10 protein-coding genes and 1 pseudogene are annotated in these 15,684 nt (G+C 62.1%); 7 read left to right on the forward strand and 4 right to left on the reverse strand.

Features of this window, described 5'->3' with window-relative positions:
- The first annotated feature begins 49 nt into the window (after positions 1-49).
- Positions 50-916: an alpha/beta fold hydrolase gene (locus tag I2G20_RS13415; RefSeq protein WP_196260235.1), complete on the forward strand. Its 867-nt coding sequence runs from the start codon at positions 50-52 to the stop codon at positions 914-916.
- A gap of 8 nt (positions 917-924) precedes the next feature.
- On the opposite strand, the gene I2G20_RS13420 is transcribed toward I2G20_RS13415, so the two are convergent.
- The 3 genes from I2G20_RS13420 to I2G20_RS13430 all read right to left on the reverse strand — a co-directional run bounded on the left by I2G20_RS13420 (position 925) and on the right by I2G20_RS13430 (position 5,566).
- Positions 925-2,298, reverse strand: coding sequence for a cytochrome P450 (locus tag I2G20_RS13420; protein WP_196260236.1), 1,374 nt, complete (start codon positions 2,296-2,298; stop codon positions 925-927).
- Between the two features lie 24 nt (positions 2,299-2,322).
- Positions 2,323-3,036: an N-acyl amino acid synthase FeeM domain-containing protein gene (locus tag I2G20_RS13425; RefSeq protein ID WP_425502647.1), complete on the reverse strand. Its 714-nt coding sequence runs from the start codon at positions 3,034-3,036 to the stop codon at positions 2,323-2,325.
- A gap of 208 nt (positions 3,037-3,244) precedes the next feature.
- Positions 3,245-5,566, reverse strand: a complete 2,322-nt coding sequence (locus I2G20_RS13430; protein ID WP_196260238.1) for a putative bifunctional diguanylate cyclase/phosphodiesterase — start codon at positions 5,564-5,566, stop codon at positions 3,245-3,247.
- A 210-nt stretch (positions 5,567-5,776) separates the two neighbouring features.
- Here I2G20_RS13430 and I2G20_RS13435 point away from each other — a divergent pair, with 210 nt between their 5' ends.
- Complete coding sequence (locus I2G20_RS13435) at positions 5,777-6,058, forward strand: 4a-hydroxytetrahydrobiopterin dehydratase (protein WP_196260239.1); 282 nt, start codon at positions 5,777-5,779, stop codon at positions 6,056-6,058.
- On the opposite strand, the gene I2G20_RS13440 is transcribed toward I2G20_RS13435, so the two are convergent.
- Positions 6,042-6,593, reverse strand: coding sequence for a hypothetical protein (locus tag I2G20_RS13440; protein WP_196260240.1), 552 nt, complete (start codon positions 6,591-6,593; stop codon positions 6,042-6,044). The two genes, I2G20_RS13435 and I2G20_RS13440, sit on opposite strands and share 17 nt — an antisense overlap.
- Positions 6,594-6,888: 295 nt before the next feature.
- Between I2G20_RS13440 and I2G20_RS13445 the strand changes: the two genes are divergently transcribed.
- From I2G20_RS13445 to I2G20_RS13465, 5 genes and pseudogenes are all read left to right on the forward strand, one after another.
- Positions 6,889-7,353, forward strand: a complete 465-nt coding sequence (locus tag I2G20_RS13445; protein WP_196260241.1) for a tellurite resistance TerB family protein — start codon at positions 6,889-6,891, stop codon at positions 7,351-7,353.
- A 334-nt stretch (positions 7,354-7,687) separates the two neighbouring features.
- Positions 7,688-7,993, forward strand: a complete 306-nt coding sequence (locus I2G20_RS13450) for a YggT family protein (protein ID WP_196260242.1) — start codon at positions 7,688-7,690, stop codon at positions 7,991-7,993.
- A 35-nt stretch (positions 7,994-8,028) separates the two neighbouring features.
- Positions 8,029-8,322 (forward strand): annotated as a pseudogene (locus I2G20_RS13455) (DUF167 family protein); the annotation flags it as partial.
- 263 nt (positions 8,323-8,585) lie between these two features.
- A complete protein-coding gene (locus I2G20_RS13460; RefSeq protein WP_196260243.1) occupies positions 8,586-10,718 on the forward strand; it encodes a sodium-translocating pyrophosphatase in 2,133 nt (710 codons plus the stop codon).
- 188 nt (positions 10,719-10,906) lie between these two features.
- Positions 10,907-15,670: an NAD-glutamate dehydrogenase gene (locus I2G20_RS13465; RefSeq protein WP_196260244.1), complete on the forward strand. Its 4,764-nt coding sequence runs from the start codon at positions 10,907-10,909 to the stop codon at positions 15,668-15,670.
- Positions 15,671-15,684: the final 14 nt, after the last annotated feature.

Below are 15,684 nucleotides of genomic sequence, written 5' to 3' on the forward strand. Positions count from 1 at the left end.
TTACACAACAAACGCTTAGCATCTCTGCTCAAATGCAGCAGGTGCCCCATTGTCACGCTCTCGATACAAGCTCGAAACCGCTTATGGCGCCATTGCCGTCTGCGATACCGGCGGCTCCGGCCAGCCGCTGATCATGCTGCATGGCTCGAGCGCTTCGAGTGACGTCTTCGAACAGCAGATGGCCAGTCCGCTCGCCGACCATTTCCGGCTGGTGGCGATCGATCTGCCGGGGCATGGGCGATCGGGGAACTTCCTCCACCCCGATCTCACTTATATCCTGCCCAATCTCACGCAAACCATTGCGGGACTTTTTCCCCGGCTTGGCATCGAGCGCGCCGTGGTCATGGGGTGGTCGCTCGGGGGGCATATAGCGATCGAAATGATGGCCAAGCACCCCTCGCACCTGGCGGGCGTCATGGTAACGGGCACGCCACCGCTCGATACCGGGCCCCTCGCGACCCTGCGCGCCTTTCATTTCAATCCCGCGATCCTGCTGGTTTCGAGGCCCGAACTCTCGCCCCGCGATGCCACCCGGCTGGCCCACATGTATTATGGAGACATGGCCACGCCCGCCCTCATCGAGGCCATCAGGCGCACCGATCCGCATATCCGCCCGCGAATCACGCGCTCGCTTCTGCGGGGCGACGGCGCCAATCAGAGGCAGGTGGTCGAAACCAGCCCCATTCCGTTCGCGGTGGTCCAGGGCGCCGATGACCCCGCGATCCGCGCCGGCTACCTTCTCGGCCTCAACTATGCCAACCTCTGGGATGGCAGGGTTCATCTGCTCGACAATGGCGGGCATGCACCATTCATGAGGCTCCCCAATACCTTTAATGCGCTTTTGCACCGGTTCGCCACCGAGGCGGGCATCGGCCGACCCCTGCCCCTCGACCGCTCGGCCGCCCGTCGGGCATAGTTGGTCACTCAGCCCCGCGCGTGTAATCTGACCCACAACCCGGCCTTCGGCCGCATGGTGATCGAGGGGACGAATCCCGCCTCGCGCTCCACCATCCGCTCGATATCGAAGCGCCGCACGATAACGGCCAGCAACAGCATCGCTTCCATCATGGCAAAGCGGTTGCCGATACACACCCTCGGCCCGCCGCCGAACGGGAAATAGGCAAAACGCGGCAGCGTGCGCCGCAGGTTCCCCGCCCAACGCTCGGGCCGGAACGCCTGGGGGTCGTCGAAATAGCGCGGATCACGCTGGGTCACCCATGGGCTCGTCAGCAGCGTCATGCCTTTGGGAATGTCATAATTGCCGATACGGGTATCCTCGATCGCCTCGCGCCCGATCATCCAGCCGGGCGGCCGCAGGCGCAGGATTTCGATGATCGCGTTTTCCGTGAGCTTGAGTGCCGGGAGGTCCTCGTGGGTCGGCGTGCGGTCCCCGATCACATCCCTGACCTCGGCGGCGATCTGGTCCTGGATATCGCGCTCGCGGCCCAGAAGGTCGAACCCCCAGGCCATCGTCAGCGCCGAGGTTTCGTATCCCGCCAGCAGCATGTTGCAGATCGCATCGCGCAACTGGACGTCCGACATGGGTCTGCCCGTCTCGTCGCGCGCGCCCATTAGCTGCCCTATGAGCCCCTCGGGCGCCGAGCGGCCCGCCCGCTGGTCTTCGATGATGCGATAAATGAGTGCTTCGAGCGCCTTGATGCCTTTGCGATAACGGATATGCCCGGGCAGGGGTACGGCGTCCGGAATGAGGATGGGGCGCGCGTAACGGGCCGCGATTTCGTCCATGACCCAATCGACACCCTGCTCTATTCCGGGCAGATCCCCGGTCACATCGGCGTTGAGCAGCGTACGTGCGGCGATCATCAGGCCGAGCGCCATCATCTCGCGATGCATGTCGATTTCCTGCCCGTCGCGCCAGCCCGCGACCCGCCGCTCGGCTTCCGCCACCATGGCCGGCGCATAAGCCTGCAAAGGCCGTGTCGCAAAAGCAGGCGCCGCAAAGTGGCGCTCGCGCCGCCAGTCCTCGTGTTCGGCCACGAACAGCCCATTGCCCAGAAGCGCGCGGAGTTGGCGCCAGAACACCCGGTTCTTGATGAACTTTTCGTGCTGCTTGACGTAAATCTGCTCAAGCAGATCGGCCTCGTTGATGAGAAGTGCGGGATAGGCCCCCAACTGGAGCCGCGTCACGTCACCATAGGTCTGCGCGCAACGCTCGAGATAGCCCACGGCGTCGCGGGCGATATCGAGGATATGGCCCAATATCGGCAGCCCGCGCGGACCGGGCGGCGTTATGGTTGCCCCGGTTTGATCAGGGGCAATGGGCTGTACGGCTGTCATGGACCTCTCCAGGCTGGGCCTGTCCTACTCACCCGCGGGGGCGAAGCGGTGTTCCGCCAGAGCGGCGGCACGGGCAGTGGGCTGGATCATTGTCAGAAAGCGGGCCTCGTCGTCCTCGCCGAACATGGCTTCGCGTTCCTCGGGCGTCGACATGAAAAAAGGAAAGCGATCGGCAACACGGTCGCGAATTTCGCTGTAACTCGCCGCATAAAGACAGACCGGAAACTTGAGCCCGCCGCCGAGATAGCGCTCTCCCGCCCACTGCTCCGAGCCGAAAACGCGCTTGTAAAAGGCGGCATGCTCCTGTCGGATCGAGGACAGGCAGTAATCTGGCACGAAATACTCGCAGGCCATGGCCGCAAGCCGCAATGTGAGGAAGGGGAGAGCCGGAAAGGCGAGCGCTGCATCCCTGTCGGCGGTGAACCGCGATGGATCGATAAAATGCATGCCCCTGTCGAGCATGGGATGCAGGATGTCGGCATAAGCCGTCATCGAGGGGGAATAGCGGTGCTCGGCAGTCAAGTGGTGCAGGCGGATCGAACTCACCAGCTCGCCGCTGATATAGATCCCGTAGCACATGCCATTGGGCACCGAATCCAGCTCGTCGGTTGCGATCTCGTCCTGGTTGGCAGGAATGAAGTCTTCCCGCCTGTACGCATCGTAGCGCAACCGGAAAACGGGGTCGTTCAACTCGGCGAGGTTGACCCGCCGGTACTCAACCTGATCGAGAATATCCATGAGAGCCACGGCGAACCTGCTCGTGCCTGCCCCCGAACTCCTAGCGGATGGAGTGCTACGCATAACAATGCCCCCTCGAAAGCCGAAGGAGACATTAACGAAAATTTAACCATCCGGGAAGCGGAACCGTCCTGACAGCCCGCCGCGAAACGGCAAAAAGGCAAAACATGGTTAATTGATGCAAATTTGAAGAAGGCCGGTCTCGCGGTCAGTCGCGGCCGTTCGTGCCGCCCGACGCCTGGCGCAGCCCGCGCACCGAAGTCTCCCGCGCCATGCTCGCCATCATCCGCTCGATCTCGTCAGCAGGCATCGGCTTGCCGAAATAATAGCCCTGGACCTGATCGATATTGGTCTCGCCTTCGATCAGGGCAAGCTGCTCGGCGGTCTCGACGCCCTCCACGGTGAGCACGAGGTCGAGGTCCTTGCCGAGCCGCGCCACATTGGCCATCAGCTGCAGCGATCGCGGATTGGACGTGATATCGGCGATGAACGAGCGGTCGATCTTGAGTTTGGTGAAGGGCATCTCGTGGAGATAGGAAAGCGAGGAATAGCCCGTGCCGAAATCATCGAGCGCAATGCCTATGCCGCGCGCCGCGAGTACGCCCAGACTGCGCGCCGCCGCCTCGCGCTCCTCGATCAACGCGGTTTCCGTCACTTCGATTTCGAGCCGATGCGGCGCCAGCCCGCTCCCGGCCAGCGCCCCGGCGATCTGGGTGTGCAGCAATTCGGATCGCAAGTCACGCGCCGAGATGTTGACCGACACCGAAACCGTATCGGGCCATTTGACACACTGGGCGGTCGCGGTTTCGAGCACCCAGCGCGTGATATCGGAAACCAGACCCATTTCTTCCGCCAGCCCAATGAACACCGTCGGAGGGATCGGGCCGAGCTCGGCATGGGTCCAGCGCGCGAGCGCCTCGCATCCCACAATCTGACGGTTATGGAGACTTACAATGGGTTGGTAGGCAAGGCTGAGGTGCCCTAAAGCCAGCGCGTCGGCCAAATCGCTCTTGAGCCGTTGACGATAACGGAACTCGCCGTCCATTTCCGCCACGAACGCCAGCCATTGCCCCTTGCCGCGCGCCTTGGCGCGATAGAGCGCCAGATCGGCCCGCATGATGAGATCGTCCAGGCTCGCATCGGGTTCGGGCGAGCACACAAAGCCGATCGATGCCCTCAAATCGAGCTTTTCCCCGTCGACATCGAAGGACTGGCCGAGCGACTTGAGGATCGAGGAAGCCTCGGCGGCGGCCGAACCGCTCCCTGCATCAACTGAGCGGTAGATGATGAATTCGTCGCCCCCGAAGCGGCCAAGCTGGCTATGGGGATGCATGACTGAACGGATGCGGTTTGCGGCCTCGACGAGCACCCGGTCGCCCGCCAGATGGCCCAGCGTGTCGTTGACGTGCTTGAAATCATCGAGATCGACGATCATCAGAAGCACCGGATCGCCCGAGCCGGCGCGCCTGCGGGCGGCAAGATCGGCTTCCGACTGCTCGGTGAAATGGGCGCGGTTGGGCAGGCTCGTGAGCGCGTCGAACCGCGCCATGAAATTGATGCGTTCCTGGGCGTGGATGCGCGACGTCACGTTTTCAAGCAGGAGGACAGTGCGGTCGGCCCGCGTAGAGACGGTGACCTCGCAATGGAAGTCGCCCGAAAGCTTCAATATGATCTTGCCGCCGCGTCCGTGCTCGATCATGGCCAGCAGCCGCTCGGCGGTCGCCCGCGGCAAGGCGCGCCGCGCAATGGCTTCATCGAGCAGGTCGACGACCGTGCGCCCCACCCACGCACCATCGGAAATGCCGGCAAAAATCTGGCGCGCCTGGTCGTTGACCAGCGCGATCACCCCGTTTCCATCGAGCATGCAAAGCCCGTGATTCATGGTTTCGAGAGCCGTGTCGAGCTGATCGGCCAGCCGGGAGGCTTCGACGCGCCCGTGGACGGCATTGAGCAGGTTGTTCCGCACGTCGGCACCGAGCGAGCGAAAACTGATCAGCATGGGCAAAACAAGGCTGGCCAGCAGGATATAATAGGGATCGCCCTTGAGAATCAGCCCCAGCACCATGGGCCCGCCCATGCCCATCAGTTGCACCGTCATCAGCTTGTCTATGCCGTAATTGCGTGTGACGATCCCAACCATTGCGGCCACGTTGACAGCGATGGCAACGAGCCGGGCAAAGTCGTCCTCGACAAAAACGATCGAGGAGAATACCCAGCTGCCATAGGCAGCGGCGGCGAAATAACCAAAGAACAGTGCCCGTTTTTCCCAGAACTGCGCCGCCTGAAGGTCGGTCGCACCGATCTGAACGCGGGCAAACTTGCGCATGTTGTAGTCACGGGTCACCAGCAGCACCGCCAGAATTGCCGCATGGACCAAAAGCAGGATCGAATCCGCGCGGAATCCGGCTGCCGCCGCGCCAACCACGCTGGCAAGGGTGCCAAAAAACATGGCACGACGGTCCTTGTAGAGGGAGGCAACGATCGACACATAGTCGATGGTCGGCAGCATTTTGCTGGTCTTATACGGCATTTTTACGTCGGTTCCTGCGCGCCAAACGGTCGACGCGCCTCTGCTTGTAACCAATTTGCATTCGACACTGGTGCAATTTGGTTAAGTTTGCGGCGGCATTCCGCTGCGTGGTAAAAAGGTGGTGTAAGTTTACGCGTAAATTGCGCGGGGTGCGCCAATCGCGCAACCCTTCCCCCCTCGCAAGCGTTGCTTTCCGAAAAGGACCGGCCAATGACGCGTCTTGACACCGATACGATCGAATCTGCGCTTGAAAGCCTTGATGGATGGCGCAACAAGGACAGCGATGCGATCGTCCGAGCCTTCAAGTTCAAGGACTTTTCGGCGGCGTTCGGCTTCATGAGCCGTGTCGCGCTCCTGGCGGAAGCCGCCAATCATCATCCGGACTGGTCCAACAGCTACAACCGCGTGGACATCGCGCTCTCGACCCACGACGCCGGCGGGATCACGCAAAAGGACCTCGATCTGGCCCGGGCGATCAACGCTCTCCTCTAGCGGCTTTTCCACTGAACTTGCCAATGCCGATAACGGCCAGCGTGAGCGCAGTCGCCACCCCGGCAGCACGATGGAGCCAGAACGTGTCGTAAGCGACAAGGCGTGCGATATGGATCAGCGCAAGTGCACCAAAGACCACAGCAAGTGGCCGCATCCCCGGCCGATCGCGGTAATGGAGGCCCAGAGCGAGAAGGCCGCCAGCCATGAAGGCCAGCGCCAGTAGGTAAAAAGGCGTCCAGACCATCGCCCCATAGGTAATTTCCCCCGCCGCGATGGCGCCGAGGACCCCGGACGTGAGTGTAATGATCAGCACCATCGCAAACGACATGGCGCCAAACGAAAAAAGCACGATTCCCACCCGGCCGGTCCGCGCCAGCCCGGTTTCGTTCTTGAGCGCGAAGATACCGGCGGCAAGAACACAAAGCGCAATCGTGCCGAGCGTGCCGTCGAAGACCCCGATTCCACCGGCGGCGAGAGCGAACGCCTCGGCGACCAGCCAGCCTCCGGCGCCGGCGATGAGCAAAAACAGTAGCACTATTCCCCTACCCGGTTCCTTAGCATTCGGGGAAAGCAAAGAGGCTTCCCCTGAAAAGCGACAAATCGAGGATTTTCGCTTGGCCCTCCCGATACGCTTTTGCCTCGCGCTTGCAAAGGGGTGGTCCCCCGGACGTTGCGCGATTCCTGTGACCCGTTCTCAACAGCGCCGCTTCAATCCTGCGAGCGGCGCCCCGATATCGGCGCGCCGGCCTTGCCCCTTGTTGGGCGCCTCGCTTAGATCGAGCCATCGGGGCGTTTGCCGTTCCAAGCCACGAAGGACTGAGTGAAGGCCAATGTTTGACGCAATTGCCAAACTTTTCGGCGCCGGCGCCACTCCCGCCAACGCACCGATAGAACCGCGTCTTGCGGTAGCGGCGCTGCTGGTTCATCTGGCGACAGTCGACGGCTCGGCCAAGCCCGAGGAGCTGCGCACCATCTCCTTTGCACTCAAGGACCATTACGGGCTAAGCGACACCGAAGTGGCCAAGCTGGTCCAGGAAGCCAAGCGCAAGGACCGCGAGGCCGTCGACTTCTACCAGTTTACCTCCCGGCTGGCCCGGCTCGAAAGCAACGAGAAGATCGCCATTATCCGCATGATGTGGCAGGTTGTCTTCGCCGACGACACGAACCATGAACTCGAGGACAACATGGTCTGGCGGGTCGCCGAACTGATCGGTGTTTCCGCGCGCGAGCGCACCGTGTTGCGCAATCAAATCCGCAAGAGCGGCGCGCAGGACCTCGAGACTCACCGGGATTGAGCGACGGCTTGCCTTGCATTTTGCAATTGCACCCGTTGCAAAATGCCAAAGCCCCCAGCAACCATCCTGCGCCGTGGCACAACATCTGGACCCGCGCCTCCCTCCATCGCCAGATATAGGCCTGTCTATCCTTGGCACGCTTCGTGCATTCCACTTACGTGTCCGGATCTTTGTGTGTTGCGTACCGGATGACCTATTGACGGCCCGCTCCCGCGTTTTCCGGGACGGGCCTTTTTCTTGGCCGCCGTATCCAGCCTTGCCCTTGGGCCGTGGAAACCTTAATTAGAGCGTCAAGACGGCCGAGGCCGCCGTTGGCAGAAAAGGATTGTGGGACATGCTGTTGGGGCTTTTGCAGTTTATCGACCTTGTTTTCAACGTGGTCATCTTCATCATCATTGCCCAGGTCATCGTGAGTTGGCTTCTGGCCTTCAACATTCTCAATATGTCGAACCAGTTCGTCGCCACCATCGCCAACGCGCTGTACCAGATCACCGATCCGCTCCTGCGGCCGCTGCGCGCATTCATACCTAATTTCGGCGGGCTCGATATCTCCCCGATCGTCCTGTTTCTCGCCATCTATTTCATCAGGCTCGTCATACTCTACCCCTTGATGCGCCAGGTTGTTGTGGGTGGCCTCTAGGCAACCGCACCGTCCCTGGCGGCGCGCTAGTTGCCGTTCGCGTCACGCCCAATGCCAGTCGCGATGCCATAGAGGGTGTCGTCGCCCTCGGCGATGGCCAAATCGTTCTCAAAGTGCGCGTCGCCGCCCAACCGGAAGGCGGTCGCGCCAACAGCGCGGTCATCGCGTTGCTTTCCAGGGTTACGGGCCTCCCCAAGTCGTCCTTTACGGTCAAGTCGGGCACAACAGCCCGCACCAAATCGATTCTCCTCACCGCTGGCCCCCAGGCGGCGGCCGCGGCGGGCGGCCATATCGAAGCTTTGCTTCGCTCACAATTGGGTCAGGAATAATGACGCGTTTTATTTTCGCGGAATCAAAGCATTAGCCGAATAAGCGGCAACATTACTGTCCAAATCGAGCGCGACAGAAACCCCATTGCTTTCAATACTTTGTTCCGCCTATCCTCGACGCCGTTGCCATCGGGGCCAAATGGGATCGCAAGCGGAAGAGGACCGCCGGCGAACCACCCGGATGGAAAGGGAACTGACCGGTCGGGCCTGAAGGAAAATTTGCTTCCCGCGCCTACCGGACCACAGTGTGAGGGGAAAGAATCATGACTTTGGCCTTATGGCTGATCGTAGTTTGCGGCGTGCTTTCGATTGTCTACGGCATCGTGACCACGCGCACGCTTCTTGCTGCCGATGCGGGAACGACCCGGATGCAGGAAATCGCGGGCGCCGTGCGGGAGGGCGCCACCGCCTATCTCAAGCGCCAATACACCACTATCGCCATTGTCGGCGTGGTGATTCTCGTCGTTGCCTGGTGGCTTCTGGGAATTTACGCGGCGATCGGTTTTCTGATCGGCGCCGTGCTCTCGGGTACCGCCGGATTCATCGGAATGCACGTATCGGTAAGGGCCAATGTCCGCGTGGCGCAGGCCGCGACCACCTCGCTGGCCGGCGGCCTCGATCTCGCCTTCAAGTCCGGCGCCGTGACCGGACTTCTGGTGGCGGGCCTCGGACTTCTGGGCGTTGCGCTTTATTTCATGATCCTGACGGGCCTCGGTTTCGCCGCGACCGACCGCGTTGTGGTCGATGCGCTCGTTGCGCTCGGCTTCGGCGCTTCGCTCATTTCCATTTTCGCCCGACTTGGCGGTGGTATCTTCACCAAGGGCGCCGACGTGGGCGGCGACATGGTGGGCAAGGTCGAAGCCGGGATACCCGAGGATGACCCGCGCAACCCTGCAACCATAGCGGACAATGTGGGCGACAATGTCGGCGATTGCGCCGGCATGGCTGCCGATCTTTTCGAAACTTATGTCGTGACGATCGTGGCAACCATGGTGCTCGCCGCGATCATCCTGCCCGAAAGCCTCAAGCTCGCCGGCATGGTGCTCCCGCTTGCCATTGGGGGCGCGTGCGTCCTGACCTCGATCGCCGGAACCTATTTCGTGAAGCTCGGCGCCTCGGGCAACATCATGGGTGCGCTCTACCGGGGCGTGATTGCCACGGGCGTGCTTTCGCTGATTGCACTTCTGCCCGTCATCTGGTGGGTGTTTGGCGGACTCGACACCCCGATCGCGGTGGGCGGCACGACCTTCACGCCGCTTGCCCTCTATTTCTGCGGCGTTGCGGGACTGGTCATCACCGGCCTCATCATCTGGATCACCGAATATTACACGGGCACCGGTTACCGGCCGGTCAGATCCATTGCCGAGGCCTCGATCACCGGCCATGGCACCAACGTCATCCAGGGCCTGGCAGTTTCGCTCGAATCAACCGCGTTGCCGGCCCTCGTCATCATCGGTGGGATCATCGTCACCTATTCGCTGGCGGGGCTCTTCGGCATTGGCGTCGCCGTCGTCACCATGCTGGCGCTGGCCGGCATGATCGTCGCCCTCGATGCCTTCGGGCCGGTCACCGACAATGCCGGGGGCATCGCCGAAATGGCGGGCCTGCCCGATGACGTGCGCAGGAACACCGATGCGCTCGATGCCGTGGGCAACACCACCAAGGCCGTGACAAAGGGCTATGCCATCGGCTCGGCGGGCCTCGGCGCGCTGGTGCTCTTTGCAGCCTATACGCAGGACCTCTCCTACTTCATCTCGACGGCCAGCCCGGGCGATTTCTATTACGGCGTCGGCGAGGTGAGCTTCTCGCTTGCCGATCCTTACGTCGTCGTCGGACTTCTGTTCGGTGGGCTTCTGCCCTTCCTGTTCGGCGGCATGTCGATGACCGCCGTGGGGCGCGCCGCCCAATCGGTGGTCGTCGAGGTCCGTCGTCAGTTCAAGGAGAGGCCCGGCATCATGGAGGGCACCGAAAAGCCCGATTATGGCCGAGCCGTCGACATGCTGACCAAGGCGGCGATCAAGGAAATGATCGTGCCATCGCTGCTTCCCGTCCTCTCGCCTATCGTCGTTTTCGTCGCGATCTTCCTCATCGCAGGCAAGGCGGCGGCCTTTGCGTCCCTGGGCGCCATGCTTCTGGGCGTCATCGTCACCGGTCTCTACGTCGCTATCTCGATGACGGCAGGTGGCGGCGCCTGGGACAATGCCAAAAAGAGCTTCGAGGACGGGTTCACCGATTCGACGGGCCAGGTGCATTTGAAGGGGTCCGACGCGCACAAGGCTTCGGTCACGGGCGACACGGTGGGTGATCCTTATAAGGATACCGCCGGTCCAGCCGTCAACCCGATGATCAAGATCACCAACATCATGGCGCTGCTGTTGCTTGCCGTGCTGCACTGATCAGCGCCGGGCGCCGCAAGTCTCTCAAGAGGCCGGATCTTCCGATCCGGCCTTTTTTCTTCCCGAAAGGTCAGCTCACCTGACGGATACTAATGTCTATGTCCTTGAAACTAAAAGGGGATGTTGGACTTTGCCGCTGAGCGGGATAAGGTCGCAACAGCCCGTTTCGACAAGAAGAGGCCACATCCATGCCCGAAACCGTCGAGGCGCTGATGCGCCACTGGAAAGAGCGTGTTGCGACTTTAGGGGGGACCGAAGCGGGGCTAGCGCGCTTTCTGGCTCACGCGGTCAATACAACCGACGAACAGGATTTGCTCGCCTATCCTGTGCAGACGCTCGAAACCTTGCTGCGGCGCACCTATTCCCACATCGGTGAGCGCACTCCCGGAAAGCCTGATATCCGTCTCTGGTCCTCTGCCGAGCCGGGCGTCGAAGGGGTTACCGTCATCGATATCTATTCGGCCGACACGCCCTTTATCGTCGACTCAGCACTCGCGGCCATCCGGGCAGCCGGGGGAAACATCCGCTTCATGACGCATCCGGTGGCGCCGGTCGATCCCGCGACCACGCCGTGGACGGTGCTCGAAAAACCCAATCCCGATTCGCGCAACGAAAGCGTGCTGCAGGTCCATATCTATACGCCTGCCGACCGCCAGATACTCAAGCTGATCGAACGCGAACTCACCCAAACCATGATCGCGGTGCGCCGCGCCGTTGTCGACTGGCGCGATATGCTCGAGCGCCTGCGGCTGGTCGTCGTCAACTACCGCGAGAACCCGCCGGCCTTGCGCGAACCCGATCTCGCCGAGGCGATGCATTTCCTTGCCTGGCTCGCCGACCACAATTTCACCTTCCTCGGCATCCGCGAATACCGGCTCGAGGGTGAGGGCGATGCCCGCAGGCTGGTCCCTGTCGAGGGCAGCGGGCTCGGCATTTTGGCAGACCCCGACTATTTCTATCTCCGGCAAGGTGCCGACTACGTCCACACCACCCGCCAGCATCTCGCCTTTCTCGAGAGCGACGAGCCCCTGATGGTCACAAAGGCCAACAAGCGCTCACTTGTACACCGCCGGGTGCACATGGACTACGTCGGGATCAAGCTATACGGCGCAAATGGTGCGGTGGCCGGCGAACTGCGCATCCTTGGGCTTTTCACCTCCATGTCGATCGCAACGCCCCATTCGGACGTGCCCATCATCCGCCGCAAGGTCGCCGACGTCATGCGGCGCTCGGGGCTCGACCCGCGCAGCCACGGCGGCAAGGCGCTGATGAACGCGCTCGACAATTACCCGCGCGAAGAGCTCTTCCAGATCGGCATCGATGAGCTTCTCGAATACGCCACCGTCATTTCAACGCTGCCCGACCGCCCGCGCGTCCGCGTGCTGCCACGGATCGACCGCTTCGACAATTTCGTCTCCATCCTCGTCTACCTTCCCCGCGACCGCTTCGATTCCGATATCCGCTCACGCATTGGGGTGCATCTTGCCGAACGCTATGATGGCCGCGTATCGGCCTTCGCCCCGGATTTCCCCGAAGGTGAACTTGCCCGCGTCCACTTCATCATCGGACGCAACGGCGGCCCGACGCCGCGGCCCGAGCGCGAGGCGCTTGAAAGCGAGATCAATGAAATAAGCCGCAGCTTTGCCGACAGGCTCCTCTCGGCCGCGCCGGATCCGGCACTTGTCGCCGACTACGCTGACGCCTTCCCGCGCGGATACCAGGCCGCCCAGACCCATGAGGATGCGCTGGCCGATATCGCCGTTTTCAGATCTCTCGATAAGGAAGGACCCTTGGCGGTCCGTCTCATGGCAGGACACGACCAACCCGGCGCGCTGACCCTTAAGGTCTATCACGACCGGACGCCCATTCCGCTTTCCAGCCGCGTGCCGATGCTCGAGAATTTTGGGTTCTCGGTCGTCGATGAACGCACCTGGCAGGTCCGGCCGCGCGACGGCATGGAGCGCTTCCTGCACGACATGACGCTTTCTCCGCAGTCAGCCGCGATGGAAGAGGTCGAGGCGTCCGCCACACGGCTCGAAGCTGCCATCGTGGCCGTGGCGACCGGCAAGACCGAAAACGACGGCTACAACCGGCTTTCTCTGGTCGCCGGGCTCGGGCACGAGGATGTCACGATCATGCGCGCGCTTGGCCGCTATCTCAAGCAGATCGGCATGAGTTGGTCACAGACCTATATCTGGTCCACGCTCGCCGTTCATCCCGATATCGCGCGCGGGCTCGTCGACCTTTTCCACGCCCTTCACGACCCCTCCCGCGCCGGGACCGGCGAGGGCAAGGCAGGCGAGCTGCGCAGCGGGATCATTGCCGGGCTCGATGCCATCGATTCGGCGGACGAGGACCGGATCCTGCGGCGCCTGCTCAACCTCGTCGACGCGTCCCTGCGTACCAATATCTACCAGCGTCGGGACGGTCATCTGCCTGACGCGCTCGCCATCAAGTTTGACGCCAAAGCCATTGAGGGCCTGCCTGAACCCCGGCCCTTCCGCGAGATTTTCGTTTATTCGCCGCGCGTCGAAGGCGTACATATGCGCGGGGGACCCATTGCGCGCGGCGGCCTGCGCTGGTCCGACCGTCCCGAGGACTTCCGCACCGAAATCCTCGGGCTGGTCAAGGCGCAGATGGTCAAGAACGCGGTTATCGTGCCGGTGGGCGCCAAGGGAGGCTTCGTGCCACGCCAGATGCCTGCCAATCCCGACCGCGATACCTATCTCGCCGAAGGCACGGCCTGCTACAAGATTTTCGTTTCCGCGCTACTTGAGGTCACCGACAATCTCGTCGGCGACACGGTCCTTGGACCGGAAATGGTATTCCGCCGCGACGGCGACGATCCCTATCTGGTGGTTGCTGCCGACAAGGGCACGGCGAGTTTTTCCGACACCGCCAACGCGATTTCGACCGCGCACGATTTCTGGTTGGGCGACGCTTTCGCGTCCGGCGGATCGGCCGGCTATGACCACAAGAAGATGGGCATAACCGCGCGCGGCGGCTGGGAGGCAGTCAGGCGCCACTTCCGCGAATTGGACATCGACATCCAGACGACGGACTTTACCGTCGCCGGGGTCGGAGACATGTCCGGCGACGTGTTCGGCAACGGGATGCTTCTTTCAAGCCATATAAGGCTCGTCGCGGCCTTTGATCATCGCGATATCTTCATCGATCCCGATCCCCACATCGAAAAGAGCTTTGGCGAACGCAAGCGCCTTTTTGAAATGCCGCGCTCAAGTTGGCAGGACTACGACAAATCGCTGATCTCGGCAGGCGGCGGCGTTTTTTCGCGGAAACTCAAATCCGTCCCCCTTTCTCCCGAGATGCAGGAGCTTCTTGGGCTGACCGGCACCACAGCCACCCCCGCCGAGATCATGACCGCGATCCTCAAGGCCCCGGTCGACCTTTTGTGGTTCGGCGGCATCGGCACCTATATCCGCGCGAGCGAGGAAACCGATGTCGAGGTTGGCGACAAGGCCAACGATGCGATCCGCATTACGGGAGCGCAGACACGCGCGAAGGTGATCGGCGAGGGTGCCAATCTCGGTGTCACCCAACGTGGCCGCATCGAATATGCGCTCAAGGGCGGGCGCATCAACACCGACGCAATCGACAACTCGGCGGGCGTCAATTCCTCGGACCTCGAGGTCAACATCAAGATCGCGCTTTCCGACCTCGTGCGCGAAGGGGCGCTTACAATGGAGTCGCGCAACGCTCTGCTCGTCGAAATGACCGGCGAGGTTGCCGAGTTGTGCCTGCGCAACAACTATCTTCAGTCTTTGGCCCTTTCGCTTGCCGAGCGTGAAGACGCCAGCGCCGTGCCGGACCTGGCGGATCTCATGACCGCACTCGAGCGCGGCGGTGCGCTCGACCGCGCCGTGGAATACCTGCCGGACGAGGAAATTCTGGCTGAACGCATCGCCTCGGGCAAGGGGTTGACCCGGCCGGAACTGGCCGTGCTTCTGGCCTATGCCAAAATCGCGCTCTATGACGATCTTCTGGCCTCGCCTGTTCCCGACGACCCTTATCTCTCCAAGGAGCTTTATCGCTATTTCCCCGCGAGGCTGCGCGCACGCCATCCCGAGGCTGTCGATAACCATCGCCTGCGCCGCGAAGTCATCGCGACCGTACTCTCGAACGCCATGATCAATCGCGGGGGACCCGGCTTCGTTTCTCGCCTGTCGGCGATCACCGCAGCGGAATCCGGCGCCATTGCCTTTGCCTACGCCGCCGCCCGCGATGCCTACGATCTTCAGACGCTCAATGGAGAGATCGATTCCCTCGACAACAGGGTTTCCGGTCAGATCCAGCTTGCCCTTTACGCCGAGGTTCAGAAGACCCAGGTATCGGGTGCGCTCTGGTTCCTGCGCAACGAGACGTTCAGCACCGGGCTTTCCGACCTCATCGAGCGTTATGCCGACGGCGTTAAAAGGGTGCGGGCCCTATTGCCCGACGTCATATCGCCCTTCCTTACCCGCGTAACCGCCGCCCAGGAGACTCGGTTCCGCGAGGGCGGCACGCCGCCCGATCTTGCGCGTCACATTGCCCAGCTTTCGGTTCTGGGCATGGCCACGGACATTGTGCTGGTGGCGGAAAAATGCGCGGTCGCCGTCGAGGAAGCAGCGCGAGCATGGTTTGCGATGATCGAGAGGTTCGGGCTCGGCCGTATCACCGAGCAGGGCACCGCGGTTATGACAGCGGACCGCTTCGATCGCATGGCGCTCGACCGGGCGATGGCCAATGTCACCCGGGCGCTCCGGGATCTCACCAGTGACGTGCTCGGGGCCGGCGAGGGAACGGTCGCCGAGCGGTTCGCCCTTTGGGAAGCCAAGCACGCGACCGCAATCGAGCGAATTGCGGCAACCGTTTCTGACCTCATCGAAGGAGAACTGACGCTTTCGCGCCTTTCGGTCGCTGCCGGCCTTCTTTCGGACCTGGCAACGAGCTGATGGTGGGCCGGCTC

The sequence above is a fragment of the Pelagibacterium limicola genome (assembly GCF_015694405.1).
GTDB lineage: Bacteria > Pseudomonadota > Alphaproteobacteria > Rhizobiales > Devosiaceae > Pelagibacterium > Pelagibacterium limicola.

Bases quoted from the DNA above. Each gene is read 5' to 3' on its own strand.
- I2G20_RS13435 (WP_196260239.1), top strand. From the start codon at position 5,777: ATGACGCGTCTTGACACCGATACGATCGAATCTGCGCTTGAAAGCCTT.
- I2G20_RS13450 (WP_196260242.1), top strand. From the start codon at position 7,688: ATGCTGTTGGGGCTTTTGCAGTTTATCGACCTTGTTTTCAACGTGGTC.
- I2G20_RS13445 (WP_196260241.1), top strand. From the start codon at position 6,889: ATGTTTGACGCAATTGCCAAACTTTTCGGCGCCGGCGCCACTCCCGCC.
- I2G20_RS13420 (WP_196260236.1), bottom strand. From the start codon at position 2,298: ATGACAGCCGTACAGCCCATTGCCCCTGATCAAACCGGGGCAACCATA.
- I2G20_RS13425 (WP_425502647.1), bottom strand. From the start codon at position 3,036: ATGGATATTCTCGATCAGGTTGAGTACCGGCGGGTCAACCTCGCCGAG.
- I2G20_RS13460 (WP_196260243.1), top strand. From the start codon at position 8,586: ATGACTTTGGCCTTATGGCTGATCGTAGTTTGCGGCGTGCTTTCGATT.
- I2G20_RS13430 (WP_196260238.1), bottom strand. From the start codon at position 5,566: ATGCCGTATAAGACCAGCAAAATGCTGCCGACCATCGACTATGTGTCG.
- I2G20_RS13465 (WP_196260244.1), top strand. From the start codon at position 10,907: ATGCCCGAAACCGTCGAGGCGCTGATGCGCCACTGGAAAGAGCGTGTT.